This is a genomic window from Serratia sp. NFX21, from assembly GCF_048517035.1.
GTDB lineage: Bacteria > Pseudomonadota > Gammaproteobacteria > Enterobacterales > Enterobacteriaceae > Serratia > Serratia quinivorans.
Genome location: NZ_CP183196.1, coordinates 3488755 through 3508544, shown reverse-complemented (window position 1 = coordinate 3508544; position 19790 = coordinate 3488755). Strand labels below are relative to the sequence as shown.

General features: G+C 55.6%; 19 protein-coding genes. 11 read left to right on the top strand and 8 right to left on the bottom strand.

The features are described 5' to 3' along the window. The first annotated feature begins 40 nt into the window (after positions 1 to 40). Positions 41 to 967 (top strand): N(4)-(beta-N-acetylglucosaminyl)-L-asparaginase, encoded by a 927-nt coding sequence (locus ACNT1W_RS16545; protein WP_419245857.1) that lies wholly within the window; start codon positions 41 to 43, stop codon positions 965 to 967. 9 nt (positions 968 to 976) lie between these two features. Here ACNT1W_RS16545 and ACNT1W_RS16540 read toward each other — a convergent pair whose 3' ends face one another. The 6 genes from ACNT1W_RS16540 to ACNT1W_RS16515 all read right to left on the bottom strand — a co-directional run bounded on the left by ACNT1W_RS16540 (position 977) and on the right by ACNT1W_RS16515 (position 7798). Then, positions 977 to 1969 (bottom strand): LacI family DNA-binding transcriptional regulator, encoded by a 993-nt coding sequence (locus ACNT1W_RS16540; protein ID WP_261408837.1) that lies wholly within the window; start codon positions 1967 to 1969, stop codon positions 977 to 979. Between the two features lie 61 nt (positions 1970 to 2030). After that, positions 2031 to 3164, bottom strand: coding sequence for an ABC transporter ATP-binding protein (locus ACNT1W_RS16535; RefSeq protein ID WP_017893134.1), 1134 nt, complete (start codon positions 3162 to 3164; stop codon positions 2031 to 2033). Further along, positions 3164 to 4573 carry a leucyl aminopeptidase family protein gene (locus ACNT1W_RS16530; protein ID WP_419245856.1) on the bottom strand — a complete coding sequence of 470 codons (1410 nt, stop codon included), beginning with the start codon at positions 4571 to 4573 and terminating at the stop codon, positions 3164 to 3166. Before ACNT1W_RS16530 ends, ACNT1W_RS16535 begins: the two co-directional genes overlap by 1 nt. A 3-nt stretch (positions 4574 to 4576) precedes the next feature. After that, positions 4577 to 5410: a carbohydrate ABC transporter permease gene (locus tag ACNT1W_RS16525; RefSeq protein ID WP_012145570.1), complete on the bottom strand. Its 834-nt coding sequence runs from the start codon at positions 5408 to 5410 to the stop codon at positions 4577 to 4579. Then, positions 5400 to 6341, bottom strand: coding sequence for a carbohydrate ABC transporter permease (locus ACNT1W_RS16520; RefSeq protein WP_017893132.1), 942 nt, complete (start codon positions 6339 to 6341; stop codon positions 5400 to 5402). The genes ACNT1W_RS16525 and ACNT1W_RS16520 overlap by 11 nt, the downstream gene beginning before the upstream one ends. A 134-nt stretch (positions 6342 to 6475) precedes the next feature. Next, positions 6476 to 7798 (bottom strand): ABC transporter substrate-binding protein, encoded by a 1323-nt coding sequence (locus ACNT1W_RS16515; RefSeq protein ID WP_112364475.1) that lies wholly within the window; start codon positions 7796 to 7798, stop codon positions 6476 to 6478. Between the two features lie 692 nt (positions 7799 to 8490). Between ACNT1W_RS16515 and ACNT1W_RS16510 the strand changes: the two genes are divergently transcribed. From ACNT1W_RS16510 to ompC, 6 genes are all read left to right on the top strand, one after another. Further along, positions 8491 to 9705, top strand: coding sequence for an aspartate aminotransferase family protein (locus ACNT1W_RS16510; protein ID WP_012145567.1), 1215 nt, complete (start codon positions 8491 to 8493; stop codon positions 9703 to 9705). Between the two features lie 52 nt (positions 9706 to 9757). Further along, entirely contained in the window at positions 9758 to 10792 is a 1035-nt protein-coding gene (gene astA, locus ACNT1W_RS16505; protein ID WP_012145566.1) for an arginine N-succinyltransferase, read from the top strand. Continuing rightward, entirely contained in the window at positions 10792 to 12264 is a 1473-nt protein-coding gene (gene astD / locus ACNT1W_RS16500; protein WP_012145565.1) for a succinylglutamate-semialdehyde dehydrogenase, read from the top strand. The genes astA and astD overlap by 1 nt, the downstream gene beginning before the upstream one ends. An 83-nt stretch (positions 12265 to 12347) precedes the next feature. Continuing rightward, on the top strand, positions 12348 to 13688 hold the full coding sequence (gene astB / locus ACNT1W_RS16495) for an N-succinylarginine dihydrolase (RefSeq protein ID WP_419245855.1): 1341 nt from the start codon (positions 12348 to 12350) through the stop codon (positions 13686 to 13688). Between the two features lie 11 nt (positions 13689 to 13699). Next, on the top strand, positions 13700 to 14683 hold the full coding sequence (gene astE, locus ACNT1W_RS16490; protein WP_419245854.1) for a succinylglutamate desuccinylase: 984 nt from the start codon (positions 13700 to 13702) through the stop codon (positions 14681 to 14683). A gap of 651 nt (positions 14684 to 15334) precedes the next feature. Beyond that, positions 15335 to 16417: a porin OmpC gene (gene ompC, locus ACNT1W_RS16485; protein WP_012145562.1), complete on the top strand. Its 1083-nt coding sequence runs from the start codon at positions 15335 to 15337 to the stop codon at positions 16415 to 16417. Between the two features lie 86 nt (positions 16418 to 16503). On the opposite strand, the gene ACNT1W_RS16480 is transcribed toward ompC, so the two are convergent. Then, positions 16504 to 16728 carry a biofilm development regulator YmgB/AriR family protein gene (locus ACNT1W_RS16480; protein WP_112362316.1) on the bottom strand — a complete coding sequence of 75 codons (225 nt, stop codon included), beginning with the start codon at positions 16726 to 16728 and terminating at the stop codon, positions 16504 to 16506. Between the two features lie 130 nt (positions 16729 to 16858). Further along, positions 16859 to 17050: a YebW family protein gene (locus ACNT1W_RS16475; protein ID WP_012145560.1), complete on the bottom strand. Its 192-nt coding sequence runs from the start codon at positions 17048 to 17050 to the stop codon at positions 16859 to 16861. Between the two features lie 226 nt (positions 17051 to 17276). Here ACNT1W_RS16475 and lysM point away from each other — a divergent pair, with 226 nt between their 5' ends. The 4 genes from lysM to ACNT1W_RS16455 all read left to right on the top strand — a co-directional run bounded on the left by lysM (position 17277) and on the right by ACNT1W_RS16455 (position 19376). After that, positions 17277 to 17723, top strand: coding sequence for a peptidoglycan-binding protein LysM (gene lysM / locus ACNT1W_RS16470; protein ID WP_012145559.1), 447 nt, complete (start codon positions 17277 to 17279; stop codon positions 17721 to 17723). Between the two features lie 285 nt (positions 17724 to 18008). Further along, positions 18009 to 18149 carry a hypothetical protein gene (locus ACNT1W_RS16465; RefSeq protein WP_165366775.1) on the top strand — a complete coding sequence of 47 codons (141 nt, stop codon included), beginning with the start codon at positions 18009 to 18011 and terminating at the stop codon, positions 18147 to 18149. Positions 18150 to 18172: 23 nt separating this feature from the next. After that, positions 18173 to 18337, top strand: a complete 165-nt coding sequence (locus tag ACNT1W_RS16460) for a hypothetical protein (RefSeq protein WP_017893125.1) — start codon at positions 18173 to 18175, stop codon at positions 18335 to 18337. A 97-nt stretch (positions 18338 to 18434) separates the two neighbouring features. Next, complete coding sequence (locus ACNT1W_RS16455) at positions 18435 to 19376, top strand: pirin family protein (protein ID WP_419246875.1); 942 nt, start codon at positions 18435 to 18437, stop codon at positions 19374 to 19376. The last annotated feature ends 414 nt before the right edge of the window (positions 19377 to 19790 follow it).

Genomic DNA, 19790 nt, shown 5'->3' with positions numbered 1-19790 from the left:
CTCTTTTGGGCGCTTAACGCCGTGCGGGAAACTGAACCCTATGATTGTGATTGCAAACTCTGAAGGACATCCGGGCATCGGTCTGTCGGCCGAACGGCTGCAGCAGGGGCACAACGGCCTGCGCGCCATCGTTGAGGGCATCAAGCTGGTGGAGTTGGATCCGAGCGTACGCACCGTGGGTTATGGCGGCTGGCCCAACGTATTGGGTGAGATGGAGCTGGATGCCTCGGTGATGGACGGCGACAGTTTGCGCACCGGCGCGGTAGGGGCATTGCAAGGGTACCTGCATCCGGTGGAGGTGGCGTACCGGGTGATGGAAGACCTTAACCACGAGATCCTGGTTGGTGCCGGGGCGGCACGTTTTGCCGCTGAAATTGGCGCACTGGCCGGTGACAATCTGATTGCCGACTCCAAACGCGTCTGGTGGGAAAAGCTCGAGCAGGCGATGAGTGCCGAACAGCGTCGTGACTGGCCGAATATTCCGCTGGCCGGGCTGTCGAACAACGCTACCGATCCGGAGCGAGTGCGCGATACCACGGTATTTTTAGCGCAAGATAGCGGGGGCACCCTCAGCGCCGCTACCTCTACCTCGGGCTGGGCGTGGAAATACCCTGGGCGGTTGGGAGACAGTCCGATCATCGGCAGCGGCTCCTATGCCGACAGCCGCTATGGCGCCTGCGCCTGCACCCACACCGGGGAAATGACCATCCGCTGCGGCACCAGCCGCGCCGTAGTGCTGTACATGAAAATGGGCATGACGCTGGATCAGGCGGTGTATGAAGCGATCGAGGATTTGAACTACCTGAAGGACGGTTATACCGAAGGGGTGACGATCCATGCCGTCGATAAGCAGGGCAACCACAAGGTGGTCAGCCTCAATTGCCCCGGCCCGATCCAATACTGGCTGTGGCAAACCGGCATGGCAGCACCGGAATTACGCGATGCCGAGATTATCAATACCCGCTGAAAGGCGGGGTTAGCAGGAGGCGCGCACCACCAGTTCGGTGGGGATGGTCACCTGCTGCGGCGCGGCCTGCGGGCTGCTGCTGCGCAGTTCGATCAGTTGCACGATGGCGGCGATCATCGCACTGATATCCCGCCGCACCGAGGTCAATTGGTAGCTCGGCCAGGCGGCCATCGGAATATCGTCGAAGCCGTAGACCGCGACGTCCTGCGGGATGCGCAGCGGCGTATGCAAACGAATATAATCCATCACCCCCATCGCCATGGAATCTGCGGTGCAGAAGATCGCCTGCGGGGCCGGTCGTGCCGCCAGCAGTTGCGGTGCCAGTTTGAAACCGCTCAGGTAGCTGTAGTCACCGCTGAGCTGGGCCACGATCTGCAACTGCTGCTGCGCCGCCTGGGCTAAAAAGGTCTGTTGGCGCAGCTGTTCCCCTTTGGCGCTGCTGCGTCCGCCCAGCACCGCCACCCGTTGTTGCCCCTTTTGCGCCATCAGCGCCGCCAATTGTTGCAGGCTGGGGGCCTCATCGGCGTTGAGCGCATCGCACAGGGCATCGCCTGCCAGGCCGTTGAGCATAATCGGCGTGGCGACGCGAAACAGATCTTTCGCGGCGCGGGCGCTGATATGGTCGGCGAACACCACGGCAGAATCGACGTGATAGGAAATGGTTTGTTTCAGGTAGCCGGCCGGATCTTCGATGCCTTCCAGCCGAATCATCACCGCCTGCCGGTTGCTGTTTTGCAACTGCTCCACCAGACGGTCGAAAAACTCCAGGTCGGACAGGTCATGAAAGTGGTTTACCACCACCGCGACAAAGCCGGTTTTGCCGGTGTGCAGACTCTGGGCGATGGCGTCCGGGGCGTAGCCCAGTTGGCTGGCGACGCGCATCACCAGCTCACGGTTTTTCTGCGATACCCGGCCCTGATTGGAAAAGGCGCGGGAAACCACGGTGCGTGAAACGCCGGCCACGCGGGCGACATCGTGAGAGGTGACTTTTTTAATCGGCATGGTGCGCATACTCAACGGAAAACAGGGCGCTGCGGTAGGGTCGCGCAGCGGGCATAGGGTCTCACAGAATGCCGCTCGGTAACACCGTTTCCCCCTGCGGTGCCAGTCGTTCGCCGGTTTGTGAGTCAAAAAAGTGCAGTGCGCTGGTATCCAGCGTCACCGCCAGCGGTTGCCCCTGTGACTGCTGCAACTGAGAATGCTGTTTCACGATGTATTGCGCGCCGTTGTCGCCTTGCACGAACAGATTGCTTTCGGCCCCCAGATTTTCACTGTATACCAGCGTCCCGGTCAGATGCGGTTCTGCCAGCGGTTCGCTGATACGGCAGGCTTCCGGACGGCAGCCCAGCGTCAGCCAGGCCCCCTGTTGCTGAGCCAACGCCGGGAAATCCGCGGTGGCCAGCGGCAGCACCAGGCCCGAATCGCCCTGCAGCACAATCCTCTCTCCCTGAACCTGGACCTGTACCTCAAACAGATTCATTTGCGGTGAGCCGATAAACTCGGCGACAAAACGATTAACCGGACGGTGGTAGAGATCCAGCGGCGTGCCGATTTGCTGTACTTTGCCCTGGTTCATGATCACCACTTTGTCCGCCATGGTCATTGCTTCCACCTGATCGTGGGTGACGTAGATAATGGTGGCACCAATCGCCTTGTGCAGCGCCGACAGTTCCTGACGCATGCGGTTGCGCAGCTTGGCGTCGAGGTTGGACAGCGGTTCATCAAACAGAAACACCTTCGGCCGCCGGACGATCGCCCGGCCGAGCGCCACCCGTTGGCGTTGGCCACCGGAGAGCTGCCCGGGTTTAACCTGTAGAAACTCGCTCAGGTGCAGCATTTCGGCGACGGCGGCAATCTGGCCGGCGATCTCCGCTTTGGCCATGCCTTTGATTTTCAGCGACAGCGCCATGTTGTCGTACACCGTCATGTGCGGATACAGCGCATAGCTCTGGAACACCATGGCGATATCACGGTATTTGGGCAGTACTTCGTTCATGCGTTCGCCGTCGATGCGTAATTCGCCGGAAGACAGGGTTTCCAGCCCGGCGATCATCCGCAGGGTGGTGGATTTGCCGCAGCCCGATGGGCCGAGCAGCACCACAAATTCGCCTTTTTCCACCTGCAGATTAACGTTGCTGGCGGCCTGATAGCCGTTGTCATAGCGTTTGTTGATATCAAGCAATTCTACGTAAGCCATTAGTGCTCCGTTTCGGCAAGCAGGGAACTCAGCCGTGCCAGCAGCAGCACGCCGAATGAGGACGCGCCGTTGGCATACAGTTTGCGGTGCGGCATATCGGTCGACATGGCGGCGATGTCCAGATGCACCCAGCGTTGACCCGGTTGTACGAATTCGCTGATAAAGGTCGCCGCCACGCACGGGCTGCCGTGTGGATCTTCACCGCCGTGGCGGTAGTCGGCAAATTCAGACTTCAGCACGCCGCGATACCAGCCGCCGTGCGGCATCGGCCACACCGGTTCTGCGCTGACCTGGCCCGCCTGGGTGACCTGCGCCAGAAAAGCTTCGTCGTTGCCCATCATGGCGGCATATTCCTTGCCCAGCGCCACGCCGGCGCCGCCGGTCAGGGTCGCGATATCCAGCAGATAATCCGGCTGGAACCGTTGCTGGGCATAGCTGATCACGTCCGCCAGCACCATGCGGCCTTCGGCGTCGGTGGAAATGATCTCCACCGATTTACCGTTGTGCATAGTGACAACGTCACCGGGGCGTTGGGCGCGGGAGGAGGGCATGTTTTCCACCAGCCCGCACAGGCCAATGACGCGGATGGGTAATTGCAGTGCGTCGATAATGCGCATGGCGCCTACCACCGCGGCGGCACCGCCCATATCGAACTTCATGGTGCTCATGCGTGCCGCGCCTTTGATACTGATGCCGCCGCTGTCGAAGGTAACGCCTTTGCCGACCAGTGCCAGCGTGTGGCGGGCATTGGCCGGGTGGTGATCGAGGATCAGCAACTGCGACGCACGGGCGCTGCCCTGGCCGACCCCGAGCAGGCCGCCAAAGCCCAGCTCCGCCATTTGTTCATCCCCCAATACCTCCTGGCGAAGATGACGGAAGGGCAACTGTGCTACCGCTTCTACAAAGCTCTCCGGATAGAGAATATTGGCCGGTTTATTCATCAGTTCGCGACCGGCGATCACGCCTTCGGCATGCAGATTGGCCCAGTCGCACAGGGCCTGGGTGGCCGCGTCCTGGCTAGCCAGTGGCAGGGTGGGATCGGTGAGCGTCGCGCTGGCGTGATGCTGATAGCGGTAAGCCCCTAAACGCAGGCCGAACAGTAACCAGCGCCAATTCTCGGCATCAGCCGGCAATTCCGGGGCCAGCGTCAGGCGGAGCTGTTGCAGCCCGTAGTCTTTTTGCCCGGCGGCGATCGCCGCACCGGCATCCTGAAGCGCGGCAGGGGTCAGCGGCGTGCCGATGTTGAACGCAAAACGGCTGTCACCCAGTGGATAAAGTACGCCGACGGCCGCCCGTTGCAGACCGGCATTTTGCAATGTGGCAGGCAGTTGGTCTTCTGCGGCGGCAAACAGGATCACTTGTTGACGCTCGCTCGCGCCGTTAGCGCGGTAAATATCGATTGATTGCATAAGTTACCCTTTGACCGCCCCACGGGTGAGGCTTTCCATCATTTGTTTGGACGAGAAGATAAAGGCGATCAACAGCGGCACGATCGCCAGGAAACTGCCGGTCATCACCAGGTTCCACGGCGTGGCAGTGGCGCCGCTCAGGCTGCGCAGCACCAACTGGAGAATTTGTTTGTCCGGCGACTGCAACGCCACCAGCGGCAGCATAAAGTTGTTCCAGGTATCGACCACCACCACGATCGCCACCGTTAGCAGCGCCGGACGCATTAGCGGCAGGCCGATACGCAGGAAGATTTGCAGTTCGTTCAGGCCATCCATGCGCGCACTGTCGAGAATTTCACTGGGCAGTGAGGAGCTGACGTACTGACGTACCAGGAAAATGCCGAAGATGTTGACCCCGGCGGGCAGCCAGACGGCGGCGAACTGATCCAGCAGGCCGACGCTTTTGATCACGAAGAAATAGGGCACCAGGTTGACCACGCTGGGCACCATCATGGTCAGCATCAGGGTAGTGAACAGGACCTTTTTGCCTTTGAACTGATAAACGCTGAAGGCGTAGCCCGCAGCGGCGGAAACCAGCACGCTGGTCAGCGTGGCCATGGCGGTGACATACAGGGTATTGAGCAGCGCATGGGTGAAGGGGACTTGCTGTTCCAGCCCTTGGTAGTTTTCCAGCAGGTGGCTACCGAAGCGCAGCGACATGCCCATGATGCTGCGGGTGTCCTGCGTCGCCAGCAAGGCCGACCAATAGAACGGGAATAATGACAGCGAAGCAAACAGTGAGACCAGCAGGTAAATCACCAGCTTGCCGGTGTCAAAACGGCGGCCGTTAGCGTTCATTATTCAATCCTCCACGCTTGCCAAAGCCCCAGAACACCAGGGCGCTGACCACGGCAATCAACAGGAACAGGATCCAGGAGATCGCCGAAGCGGTACCCATGTCCAGATAGGACCAACCGGTTTTGTACACGTACATCGATACCGTCAGGCCGCTGTTGTCGACGCCGCCGGTGCCTTGCGTGAGGATCATCGGTTCATTGAACAATTGCATATTGCCGATCAGCGTCATCAAGGTGGCGAAGAAGATAAAGGGCGCCAACAGCGGCAGGGCGATATAACGAAATTTTTGCCAGCGGCCGGCACCGTCCAGTTCGATCGCTTCGTACAGGTCCGGTGAGATCGACGCCAGACCGGTCATGTAGATCACCGTATTGATGCCGGTAAACTTCCAGGTCACCTGATTGGCGATGGTGAAGCGGATCCAGTCACTGTCAAAGAAGTTGATGGGCAACGCCGCTGCCAAGGTCGCGAGGTGCAGTTTGGTGGCTAGCCCGCTGAGCAGTTCGTTAACCATGCCGACCGGGGAGAACAGGTTAAACACAATCAGGCTGACGGCGACGGACGAGGTGATGTAGGGCAGGAAGATCGCCGCCTTCAAAAAGCGTCTGCCGCGCACGATGATGTGCAGCAATGAGTAGGCCAGGGTGATGGCGAACAGGTGCTGGCACAGGCCGGACACCAGCGTAATTTTGATGGTGTTGACCAGCGACACCCAGAAGGCATCGTCGGTGAAGGCATAGTAAAAGTTATCCAGTCCGACAAACTTCATCGAACTGAGCCCTTTGACCGGGTTCCACGACTGAAATGACAAAAACGCCGAGAAGAAGATCGGGAAGGCGTTGAACACCGCGAACAGCAGCATAAACGGCAGCAGCAGCAGGTAGGCGGTGCGGTGATCGTGCAGCAGCCCTTTGAAAAATCGCTTACGCATAGACTCCCCGAACCGACGGAAAACGAAACATGGGTGGCCGAAAGGCCTGACTGAATATCGCCTCTTTCTGGAGGAGAGGGGGAAGGTTATTAGTGTTTCCCCCTCACCCTAGCCCTCTCCCAGGGGAGAGGGGATTATAGTGCGCGCATCCGCCGCTCGAGCAGCTTGTTGGCATCGCGCAGGGTGCTGTCGATGTCCTGATGCTGCACCAGGATTTTCTTCGCCGCTTCGTTAAGAATTTCGTTGGCGATATTGTCTTCCGGCGATGAGGCGACCGGTTTCAGATCTGGCACCAGGCTGGCGTAGTAGCGCATCGAATGCTGACCGCCGAGAATGCTGCTCGGTGTGTCAAAGTAGGGCGCGTTATACACGTCGAGACGGGCAGGCAGGGTACCGGCGGTTTTCGCCGCATCGATCACTACGTCACGCTGCATAAAGTACTGAATGAACTGCCAGGCCGCCTGGGCGTTTTTGCTCTGTTTCGGGATCACCAGCGTGGTGCCGCCGGCATTGACCTTGATATTGCCCGGCACGCCGGTCACGCGCCACAGGCCGGCCTTGGCGCCGTCCGGATCCAATTCCTGTTCAATACGGCCTTCGTCCCACGGGCCGTCGATATCGGCGAACAGTTTCCCCTGGCGGTAGAGCTTGATGTATTCCTGCGAGTTGGTTGAGCCGTCGAGTGAGGCCGCCAGCCCTTTGTCATACAGCGTTTTAATCACCGTCATTAGCTGTTTGATCTGCGGTGAATCAAGATTGGGTTTGCCGTCTTTGGTGTATACCGGCTTGCCCGGTTCACTGTTCATGCCCACCACCAGCGGGTTGATCAAACTGGTGGCGGCCGGGAGCAGGTAGGCGCCTTGCTCTTTTTTCAGTTTTTCCCCGAAGGCGATAAAGCTGTCCCAGCTTTGGGTGATGTCTTCAATCTTCATCCCCGCCTTCTGCACCATGTCGTTACGGTAGATCATGACCACCGGCCCGGTGTCGTAGGGCACACCATAGATATTGCCGTCGTTGCCCTTCGCCAGGCTGATCATCGAAGGATCAAACTGCCAGCCCTGGCTATCGATGCTGAACGGTGGGGCGCTCAGGTTGTTCAGGCCACCGGAATTGGCAAAACTGCCCAGCTTGATGGTGCTGACGCTGAAAATATCGGCGGCCCCCTGGCCGACGGCCAGCGCGGTCGTCAGCTTTTGATGGCAGTCGGCGAAGCCGCATTTGATCGACTGCACCTGGATGTCCGGATGTGCCGCCTCAAAGTCTTTAATCACCTTGTTGATGTAATCATTCGGCAAATAGTTGGCGAAGGTAATGCTGGTGTTGGCGCTGGCGGAAACGGGCAGGGCCAACAGCACGGCCAGTGCGGCCCCGGTGATCCTATGGTTAGTACGCAAGCAGAAATGAGCCATGATAACCCCGATGCTGTGCAGTCGATGTGGTGTGTGTTTTTTCATCATGGAACACGTGTTCCATTGAAATTAACCTATTATCGTGTCCCCAGACTGTCAACAAATTGTTCGGTAAGTTAACAAATATGAGATCTGGCGCGGAAGTTGCCCGCAGAGACGCCCGATGATGGTTCACCTGGCGTCACGCAGAGCCTGATCTGACGCGGGTTTGCCCGTGTTTGGTGCGTTCATTGCACCGAAGTGGGGCGAAAGTGTGATCGGGCGCAGATCGGGCCAAATTATTTTTGCGAGCGCGATCAGAATTATTGAAGTTTTTTGTAATTGAATAGGATTTCGCGGCCAACGATGATTTTTAGCCTTATTTTTCCAATTATTCATTACCAATGCATATTTATTGAATAAGTATGCATTGTAAGCCGTTGTTTTAGCGTAAAAAAACGCAAAATCCGCCAAAAATCCCAGTTTGGCACGATAGCTGCTCTACACTCTTTATCAAACGGCATGTATTTTAACTGCTCGTTAACATTTATTCCCCGTTACAGGACCCGATACCCGGCATAAATAGCGAAAAACGCGTTTGATGTAACAGATTTGTTTCTGAATAGACGGTGAAAGGCAGAGTTATCACCGGTCGAAAAGTCGAACCCACGGCGCAGTTTTTGTTGTTTTGTTACGGAACATTCGGGCTGGAGCGGCCCTTACAGTCAAAATTCAGTCTTTGCTGAAGTTATGAGGTCATTATGGAACAGCCAATCGCAGTTACCCGCCAGTCTTTCGACGACTGGATGGTCCCGGTTTACGCCCCCGCTGATTTTATTCTGGTACGGGGAGAAGGTTCGCAGGTCTGGGATCAACAGGGTAAGTCTTACATCGATTTTGCCGGCGGTATCGCGGTCAACGCGTTGGGCCATGCTCACCCGGTGGTGACGGCAGCATTGGTGGAGCAGGCGGGCAAACTGTGGCATCTGGGCAACGGCTACACCAATGAGCCGGTACTGCGTTTGGCCAAACAGCTGATTGACGCCACCTTTGCCGACAAGGTGTTTTTCTGTAACTCCGGGGCGGAAGCCAACGAAGCGGCACTGAAGCTGGCACGTAAACGTGCGCTGGACCAGGGCAACAGCAGCAAGAATCAGATTGTGGCATTTAACAACGCCTTCCACGGCCGCACGCTGTTTACCGTCTCTGCCGGCGGCCAGCCGAAGTACTCCAAAGATTTCGCCCCGTTGCCGGGCGGTATCACCCACACGCCGTTTAACGATCTGGCGGCCGCCGCCGAAGTGATCAACGACCACACCTGCGCAGTGATCGTCGAGCCGATTCAGGGCGAAGGCGGCGTGTTGCCGGCCGATCCGGCCTTCTTGCAGGGGCTGCGTGAGTTGTGTGACCGCCACGACGCCGTGCTGATTTTCGATGAAGTGCAAACCGGCATGGGCCGTACCGGCGAGCTGTACGCCTATACGCAATACGGCGTGGTGCCTGACGTGCTGACTACGGCGAAAGCGCTGGGTTGCGGCTTCCCAATCGGCGCCATGCTGACCACTGACGAACTGGCTAAAACCCTGGGCGTGGGTACCCACGGCACCACCTACGGCGGCAACCCGCTGGCGACGGCGGTAGCGGGGGCGGTGTTCTCAATCATCAACACGCCGGAAGTGCTGGATGGGGTTAAACAACGTCACCAGTGGTTCCTCGACGGCCTGAACAAGATTAACCAGCAATACCCGATTTTCTCTGAAATCCGCGGTGGTGGCCTGTTGATTGGCTGTCAGTTGACCCAGGATTATGCCGGTAAAGCGAAACAGATCACCCAACTGGCCAACGAAGAGGGCGTGATTGCCCTGATCGCCGGCCCGGATGTGGTGCGTTTCACTCCTTCGCTGATCATTCCTGAGCAGGATGTGAAAGAGGGGCTGGCGCGATTCGCGCGAGCCGTGGCGCGGATTTGCAGCTAACACACGGGCTGCGCCTTCACCTGCGCAGCCTGCTTAAGAAGAGGTTCGCATTATGATGATTATTCGCCCTATAGAGCGTCGCGATTTGGCTGATTTACTGACGCTCGCCGGTAAATCCGGCATCGGTCTCACTTCCCTGCCGCAAGACGAAGATACCTTGCTGGCACGCATTGAGCGGGCGTTAAAAACCTGGCAAGGCGAACTTCCGCGTGGTGAGCAGTGTTATCTGTTTGTGCTGGAAGACACGGAGCGCCAACAGGCGGTCGGGGTTTGCGCTATTGAAGTGGCCGTGGGCCTGACCGAACCCTGGTATAGCTTCCGCGTTGGCACCCAGGTGCATGCCTCCAAGCAGTTGAATGTGTATAAATCGGTGCCGACGCTGTTCCTCAGCAACGATCACACCGGCCATTCCGAACTGTGCACGCTGTTCCTCGATCCGGACTACCGTCACGGCGAAAACGGTAAGCTGCTGTCGAAGGTGCGTTTTCTGTTTATTGCCGCTTTCCGTGAGCGTTTCTCTGAGCGTCTGATTGCCGAAATGCGTGGCTTCTCCGATGAAGAGGGTCGTTCCCCATTCTGGGAGAGCGTTGGCAATCATTTCTTTTCCATCGAGTTCGCCAAGGCGGACTACCTGAGCGGCACCGGTCAGAAGGCGTTTATTGCCGAACTGATGCCAAAGCACCCGCTGTATGTCGATTTCCTGGCCGAAGACGCGCAAAAAGTGATTGGCGAAGTGCATCCGCAGACGGTACCGGCGCGCCGGGTACTGGAGTCGGAAGGCCTGCGTTATCAGGGCTATGTCGATATCTTCGACGGTGGCCCGACGCTGGAAGCGGAAATCGATCATATCCGTGCGGTCAAGCAGAGCCGCCTGGTGAAAGTGGTGCTGGATGAAACGCCGATGCGCGCCGATGCGCCGGTTCATCTGGTGGCTAACGATCATTATCAAAATTACCGCGCACTGCTGGTCAATGCCGATCTGTATGACGATCGTCTGCACCTCAATGCGGCCACCGCTGCGGCGCTGGGCGTTGAGCAAGGCAGCCCGGTGCGGGTTATCCCCCTTATTGCACAGGAGAAAGCGTAATGTCACATCCTGCACTGTTTATTAATGGCGCCTGGCAGCAGGGCCGTGGTGCTGAATTCAGCAAAACCGATCCGGTCGACAATCAGCCGCTGTGGCAGGCTAACGCCGCCGACGGCAGCGATGTGGCCGCCGCTTGTGAAGCCGCTCGTGCCGCATTCCCGGCCTGGGCGCGCACGCCGTTTGAACAACGCGAACAGTTGGTAAAACGTTTTGCTGCGCTGTTGGAAGAGCACAAGTCGCATTTGGCGGCCACCATCAGCCGTGAAACCAGCAAACCCCGTTGGGAAACGCTGACCGAAGTCCAGGCGATGATCGGCAAAGTGGCGATTTCCCTGCAGGCTTATCAGGTGCGTACCGGCGTTAGCCAGACCGCGATGGCAGACGGGGCTTCGGTGCTGCGCCACCGGCCACACGGCGTGCTGGCGGTGTTTGGGCCTTACAACTTCCCCGGCCATTTACCCAATGGGCACATCGTACCTGCCTTGCTGGCGGGTAACACGGTGGTATTCAAGCCGAGTGAGCTGACGCCGCAGACTGCCGAGGAAACCCTGAAACTATGGCAGCAGGCCGGTTTGCCTGACGGGGTGATTAATATGGTGCAGGGCGGACGTGAAACCGGCGAGGCGCTGGCCGCCAGCACCGATATCGACGGTCTGCTGTTTACCGGCAGCGCTGGCACCGGTTATCACCTGCATCGTCAGTTGGCGGGGCAGCCTGAGAAAATTCTGGCCTTGGAAATGGGCGGCAACAACGCGCTGATTGTTGACCAGATTGAAGACTGCGATGCGGCGGTCAACCTGGCGATCCAGTCGGCGTTTATTTCCGCCGGGCAGCGCTGCACCTGTTCGCGCCGTATTCTGGTGAAACGCGGCAGCGAGGGCGATGCCTTTATCGAGCGTTTGGTGCAGGTAGCCAGTGCGTTGCGTATTGGGCGTTGGGACGCTGAACCCCAGCCGTTTATGGGCGGGGTGATCTCTTCCGCGGCGGCAGAAAAAATGCTGGCGGCACAACATCACCTGCTGTCGCTGGGCGGCAAAGCCTTGCTGACCATGCAGCGCCTGGAAAGTGGCAGCGCGTTGCTCAGCCCCGGCATTATTGACGTGACTGGCGTGCGTGACGTGCCGGACGAAGAGTACTTTGGCCCACTGACGACCATCATTCGCTATAACGACTTTGATGAAGCCGTGCGTATCGCCAACCAGACGCGCTATGGCCTGTCGGTCGGTCTGGTATCGCCGCAGCGTGAGCGCTTTGACCACCTGTTGCTGGAAGCGCGCGCCGGTATCGTCAACTGGAACAAGCCGTTGACCGGGGCTTCCAGTGCGGCACCGTTCGGCGGTGTGGGGGCCTCCGGCAACCATCGTCCAAGCGCCTACTACGCGGCGGATTATTGCGCCTGGCCAATGGCGTCGCTGGAAAGCGAAAGTTTGACGTTGCCGGCCAGCCTGTCACCAGGACTGTCATTTAATTAAGTTTTAGCCGCCGCTTTTCAAGCCACAGCGTTGTTACTGTAGGGGCGCAGCATGCAGCGCCCCTACAAGATCAGGAGAACAGCATGTCAGGATATGAAGTCAATTTCGATGGTCTGGTGGGCCTGACGCATCACTACGCCGGATTGTCATTTGGTAATGAGGCTTCGACCCAGCACCAAAATAGCGTGTCGAACCCGAAACTGGCGGCCAAGCAAGGCTTGCTGAAGATGAAGGCGTTGGCCGATCTCGGTTTCCAGCAGGGGGTTTTACCGCCGCAGGAACGCCCGCATGTGCCGATGTTACGTAAACTGGGCTTCAGCGGCAGCGATGAAACCGTGTTGGCGCAGGCGATGCAGCAATCCCCGCGCCTGCTGTCCGCGCTCAGTTCGGCTTCCTGCATGTGGACCGCCAATGCGGCCACGGTATCGCCTTCCGCGGACAGTGCTGATGGCAAGGTGCATTTTACTGCCGCCAATCTGAACAATAAATTCCATCGTGCGATTGAGGCTGAAACCACCTCTGGCGTACTGCGAGCGATGTTTAACGATCCCCGCCATTTCGCCCATCATGAGGCTTTGCCGCAGGTGGCGCTGTTTGGTGACGAAGGTGCGGCTAACCACAACCGCCTGGGTGGCGACTACGGCAAGCGCAGCGTACAGATGTTTGTTTACGGCCGTCAGGAGTTTGGTGGCAAAATTGCCCCAACGCGTTATCCGGCGCGCCAGACGCGTGAAGCCGGGGAGGCCATTGCCCGTCTGCACCAGTTGGATGAGCAGCACACGGTGTTTGTGCAGCAGAATCCGGAGGTGATCGATCAGGGCGTGTTCCATAACGACGTAATTGCCGTCAGCAACCAGAACGTGCTGTTCCATCATCAGCAGGCTTTTTATCGGCAGCAACAGGCGCTGGATGAAGTGCGTGGCAAGATGGCGACGCTGGACAGCGAACTGGTGGCGATTGAGGTGCCGACGACGCGGGTTTCCGTGGCGGATGCGGTGGCAACCTACCTGTTTAACAGCCAGATCCTGACCAAGCCAAACGGCAAGATGATGATCGTGGTACCCGAAGAGTCGCGCCAGCACAGCGGCGTCTGGAGTTACCTGAGCGAGATGGTGGCCAGCGGCGGGCCTATTGATGAAATCAAGGTATTCGATCTGCGTGAGAGCATGCGCAACGGTGGCGGGCCTGCCTGTTTGCGGCTGCGTGTGGCACTGAATGAGCAGGAGCTGCGGGCGGTTAATCCGCGCGTGATGATGAACGATAGCCTGTTCGTCACGCTCAATGAATGGGTCGATCGCTATTACCGCGATCGCCTGACGCAAAATGACCTGGCCGACCCGCAACTGTTGCGTGAAGGGCGTGAAGCGCTGGACTCCCTGACAACCATCCTCGGGTTGGGTTCGGTTTATCCTTTCCAACAATAGACGGAGCCACCATGTTTGATTTGTTGGCCCTGACGCTGGCGGGGCAGGTTCCCGCTGAGCAACAGGGCGAAAATGCGAATTTGCACTGGCGTTGGCTGACGGAAGGCCTGCTGGAAATGACCCCGAAGCCAGGTTACCGTCAGGCGGTGGTACTTTCTGCGGGTATCCACGGCAATGAAACCGCCCCTATTGAGCTGTTGAATCAGTTGGTCAAAGACCTGCTCAACGGCGATCGTCCCTTGGCGGTTCGGCTGCTGGTGGTGCTGGGTAATCCGGCGGCGATGCGTGCCGGAAAGCGTTATCTGCACAGTGACATGAACCGGATGTTTGGCGGACGCTACCGCGATTTTGACCACAGCGGTGAAACCGCGCGGGCGCAGCAGCTGGAGCAGGTTATCGCGGAGTTTTTCGCCGATGAGGGCGCTGCACGTTTCCATTATGATCTGCATACGGCAATCCGTGATTCGCGTCTGCCGCGCTTTGGTATTCTGCCTTTCCAGACGCGACCTTACAGTGCAGAGATGCTGGCCTTGCTGGACGCAGCCGATTTGGATGCATTGGTGATCCACAGCGCACCGGGCGGTACCTTCAGCCATTTCACCAGCGAACATGCCGGCGCCGCCAGCTGCACGCTGGAGCTGGGTAAGGCGCGACCGTTCGGCGCGAACGATCTGCAGCAGTTTGCCGCCATTAACCGTGCATTGCAGGCGGCGGTGAGCGGGGAGACTTTGCCGTTGCGGTCAGGAAGTGAACTGCGAATATTCCGCGTTGAACGTTCGCTGATTAAGCGTAGTGAAGAGTTCAGGTTGCATCTCAGTGATGATACCGCCAACTTTACCGAGCTGAAGCAGGGAACGCTGCTGTGTGACCAACCTGGCGAAGAGTACCGGGTTCAGCATGTCAGCGAATGGATATTGTTCCCTAACCCAGGGGTAGCGCTTGGGTTGCGTGCCGGCATGGTGCTGGTTGAAGCGCCGCGCAGCACGCTATATTGAAAGAACGCCTCATAAGGCGGTTTTATTCTTATGCTATTTAAGGTTGTAGCGATGTTGGCTGCAACCTCAAATAACCTCGGTATATAATGCTACTTATTTCTCTTATTTCCTCTGGGTTATATTCTGCGATTTGTTTTTTCCTTTTTTATCCTTGCCTCTCTCCCATTGTAATTTTTGGTGATTTGAATCGAATTAATTATTCGAATCGGTAAAAGCTTGCCTTAAATCGGGGTAACAGCCCTAAATCAGCTCAATGACTTTACTCAGATAAAAATGTGAAATAAGTAACGTTATTCATAACCCTGCTAAGTTTCATGGTATTTATGAATCGAATGGAAAGCATACAAAAAAGAAACCAAGCTGCACCAAATTAGTGCATTGCACCAAATTGGTTATAACTTATGTAGTAAATTTCAATGATAATCAATGGTTTGATTGGCGCGCTGATTGTAATATTTACTTACAAATAAACATGCTTTATCCACGGTGTTTTATGAACTTTTTTATTTGAAGTTGGGATTCATGATGCTAATGTCACATGGCTCCTTAATTAGGGGCGCTCATAAAACACTAAATGATAAAGATCACAGCCCAAACCATAAATTGGGCGTGATGGGCAGGAATTAAAAATTATAATATCTAGGAAAATAAATGATGAAACGCAGTGTATTAGCCTTAGCTATTGCCCTCGGGGCAATCACCTCCTTTGCCAACGCGGCTGAAATTTATAATAAAGATGGCAATAAACTCGACCTCTATGGTCGTGTAGCGGCCAAACATGTTTTCAGCGATGATAAATCCGAAGACGGCGACAAGACTTATGTCCGTTTGGGTTTTAAAGGCGAAACGCAAATCAATGATCAACTGACCGGGTACGGCCAGTGGGAATACAACGTCCAGGCCAACCACGACGAAGGACAGGGTACCGCGGGCACCAAAACCCGTCTGGGCTTTGCCGGTCTGAAGTTTGCTGACTACGGTTCATTCGATTACGGTCGTAACTACGGCGTAGTGTACGACGCAGAAGCTTACACCGACATGCTGCCGGAATTCGGCGGTGACTCCTACAGCTACACCGATAACTACATGACCGCACGTTCCAACGGTCTGGCAACCTACCGTAACCGTGATTTCTTCGGTCTGGTGGAAGGCCTGAACCTGGCGTTGCAGTACCAGGGTAAAAACGATGGTGACGGTCGTGCCGTGAGCAAGCAAAACGGCGACGGTTACGGCATGTCCCTGGATTATCAGGACATCGGCGGTTCCGGCATCGGCGTAGCGGCGGCATTCTCTGACTCCAACCGCACCAGCAAGCAGAAAGAATCCGAGTACGGTAAAGGCGACAGCGCAACAGCCTGGACCACGGCAATTAAGTATGACGCCAACCAGGTTTACCTGGCCGCCATGTACGCCGATACGCGTAACATGACGCCAATCAGCGGCAACGGCATTTCCGGCTTCGCCAACAAAACGCAGAACTTCGAAGTTGTGGCTCAGTACCAGTTTGAAAACGGTCTGCGTCCATCTCTGGCCTACGTGCAGTCCAAAGGCAAGGATATCGAAGGGATTGGCGACGTCGATCTGGTGAAATACGTGGAAGTGGGTGCGACTTACTACTTCAACAAAAACATGTACACCTATGTTGACTATAAAATCAACCAGTTGAACGACGATAACAAGCTGAAACTGAGCACCGACGATATCGTGGCAGTGAACCTGACCTATCGTTTCTAAGTTTCAACGCTATTACCTTCTCCTGTGTCGGGATCAAAGGGTAATGAGGCAGAGCGCTAGCTCTGCCTTTTCTTTTATGGGAGCCACTATCCTCTGGGGGCTTGCCCCATCACTTCAATGGCCGAGCGCAATGTGGCAGAGCGCTGTTGATTGGTCTCATGCTCAATCTCGTTCACCAAATGGGCCAGAATATTATTACCGGAAATTTTTTTATTGAGATTGATCAGCTGGATCACTGCGCCGCCGACCACCAGGCTGACGTCGCGTAGCAGGGCTTCATAATGTTCGTTTGAGAGGGTAGATACGGGCATGACACCGTCTCCATATCGTTCGGGTGAGGCAATTTAGCAAACTGGCGGCATAAAACATCGTCGGTATACCGATTTTCCGATGAATTAGGAAATTCCTCAAAGGAGAATAGCGGAAAAGTTGTCCGACCTCTTACATCGGGGCATATTCGTTGGCAGGTAACCAGAAACCATCGATAAAATCTTCAAACGGAAAACAACCGGCATGGCGCAGGTTCTGTTCTTTCATGCTGATCAGGCACTGGCGTTCATCGCGCAGTACGTCAACCACGATATCGGCGCAGCCACCATCCAGATAACAGACAAACATCACCAAGGCGTACATCGCGTCTCATGTCCTTCATCGACTCTTCCATAACCTTATTGTAGGTAAAGTCGGCGATTGTTTCATCTCGGGCTTGCTGCAACCGGGCCGATTGGCAACCCAGGATGGCACTTTCGGATTACTCTAACCGCTTAATACCTCAGGGCCAATGGAATATCCCTCTTGCAGTGCTAAGCTTAACTAGCCTTAAGTCAATGCAACATTGTAACCATCGAAAGGAGTGAATATGGGTTTGTTTAACTTCGTCAAAGAAGCGGGCGAAAAACTGTGGGACACAGTGACCGGCAATGCCACTGCTGAAGACCAAAGCGCCAAGCTGAAGGATCACCTCAATAAAACCGGTTTGCCGGGTATCGACAAGGTTGATGTGCAGGTGGTTGACGGTAAAGCGGTGGTGACCGGGGACGCAGTCAGCCAGGAGCTGAAAGAGAAAATCCTGGTGGCCGTAGGGAATGTCGCCGGCATCAGCGGTGTGGAAGACAAGGTGTCGGTTGAACAGGCTGCTGCAGAAAGCCGCTTCTATACCGTGAAAAAGGGCGACACCCTGAGCGCAGTTTCGAAAGAAGTGTATGGCAACGCCAATCTGTACAACAAGATTTTCGAAGCGAACAAGCCAATGTTGTCCAGCCCGGACAAAATCTATCCGGGGCAGGTACTGCGTATCCCTGAGTAACAACGACAGCCTATGCCTGGCCCGATCTTTGGTCGGGCTTTTTTATTTTATTTAGTATAACTTAGGCTAATTATCTTCTAGTAGTAATAAGATTTTCGAATGCTATAGGTTCTACGCTATCTCAGTTCTGAGCCAATGTTGACCCTCGGCAGGAAAATTGATAGCGTCTTGCCACTCTTGAGGTCTGAGCGGTATTGGCGCGGAATCTGATAAACCCGCAATGACGGGCTTTTATCAATCACCCCTCACAAAAACGTTAACGCGTGATGAGTTAAGATAGATTCTGTGAAACAACAACGTAATACCTCACAAGATAAAAACTACCGTGAAACTTTGGGAGATGCGCAATTTGCTGTCATTGTGCTGGCGATAGCGTCTTGCTCCCTGATCATCTTTACGCTGTCAGTCACGCTGTGGCTGACATGACGTCTTTCAATACAGGGGATAAAATGGAGCACAATCTCCACGATGAAACCAAACTGTTGGCCGTTATCGGCTTGCTGGTTTCCGTGTTGTTAGTGGTATCAATACTCTTTGGTGTGACTTACTTCTCCGATCTGAAGCATGCGCGCGATGAGGTCGATATAAAGGGTTGCTATATCAAGTCGTCCTAGCGCCAGGGCCTCACAGGTTGCGTTCTGGATGCCGGCTCATGCTAAGCTGGCATCCGGCTACTCACTCACCTGTGTGACGTTCTGGAGGCGTTTTATCATGAGCAATTCCCGCCCAACTCATTCTTCATCTTCCCGTGATTGTCCCGTGGTTGACGGTGTCCGTCAGATCCAACGTATTGCCGTACGCAATGCCGAAGTCGGCGGCATAGGGATTAATCGTGCCTTGCCTACCCGTGAGCGGCGCACCGTGGGTGCCTGGTGCTTTCTCGACCATGCCGGACCCTCGGTTTTCAGCGGTTCTTCGCAGGGGATGGATGTTGGCCCGCACCCGCATATTGGTCTGCAGACCTTTACCTGGATGATTGAAGGGGAAGTGCTGCACCGTGACAGCCTGGGCAGTGAGCAGATTATACGGCCCGGCCAGGTCAATCTAATGACCGCAGGGCAGGGTATCACGCATACCGAGCAATCAACCGGAGAACAGCGGCGTTTGCATGCCGCGCAATTATGGATCGCCTTGCCTGCCGAACATGCCGATTTGGCGCCGCGTTTTGATCATTATCCTGATTTGCCATGTTGGGTCAGTGATGGGGTCAAACAGACTTTGTTGGTGGGGGAGTTTGAACAATATCGCTCTCCGGTGTTTACTCTTTCACCATTAATCGCCATTGATCTGGAATGGCAGGCCGACGGCTATTTGCAGTTGCCCCTGCGTGAAGATTTTGAAATAGGCTTTTTGCCCCTTATTGGTGCATTTGAGCTTAATGATGAAAATTTTTCACCCAATGAGTTTGCCTATTTAGGTAAGAATCTTAACCGTATCGGGTTACATGCCAAGAAAGGAAGCCGGGGGTTATTAATCGGCGGAGTTCCATTAAGCGAAGAGATTCTCATTTGGTGGAATTTTGTTGGGCACAACAAGCAGGAGATTGCCCGTGCGCAGCATGACTGGGAGCAGGGGAATAGGCGTTTTCCCGATGTTGTAGGCTATTCCGGCCCGCGCATGGCCGCGCCCCGCCTGCCCTGGAGCGATGTTTGATATCATCAGGCTATAACAAACTAATGGTTTTATTCATTTCGCTCTATTAACGTTAAAATAATGTGATCGAAATTCCATGTTTGGGCGTAAATATAGTTTATCTGGTAAATAGTGATCTGGCGCAAATAAAAGGTCGGAGCAGTGGATTAAGATAAATCTCAAGAAGTGATGTTGTCCACCGCTAGTCTGAAGCCTGTGAGGTCATTATGAGCCAAGTACTCTATCGTGCAAGATTATCCCATGTTGTTATTGCAACGGCGGCTTTTTGGATCTCGATCGCAGCGATGCTGGTTGTTGTTCTTAACTAACTCTGAATGATTATGCAATAAACCCGCCTTGGCGGGTTTTTTTATGTCTGAATATTCGCAATATTCAGAGTGTGGTTATACTTGTTAAACCTAATACCTGATTAAC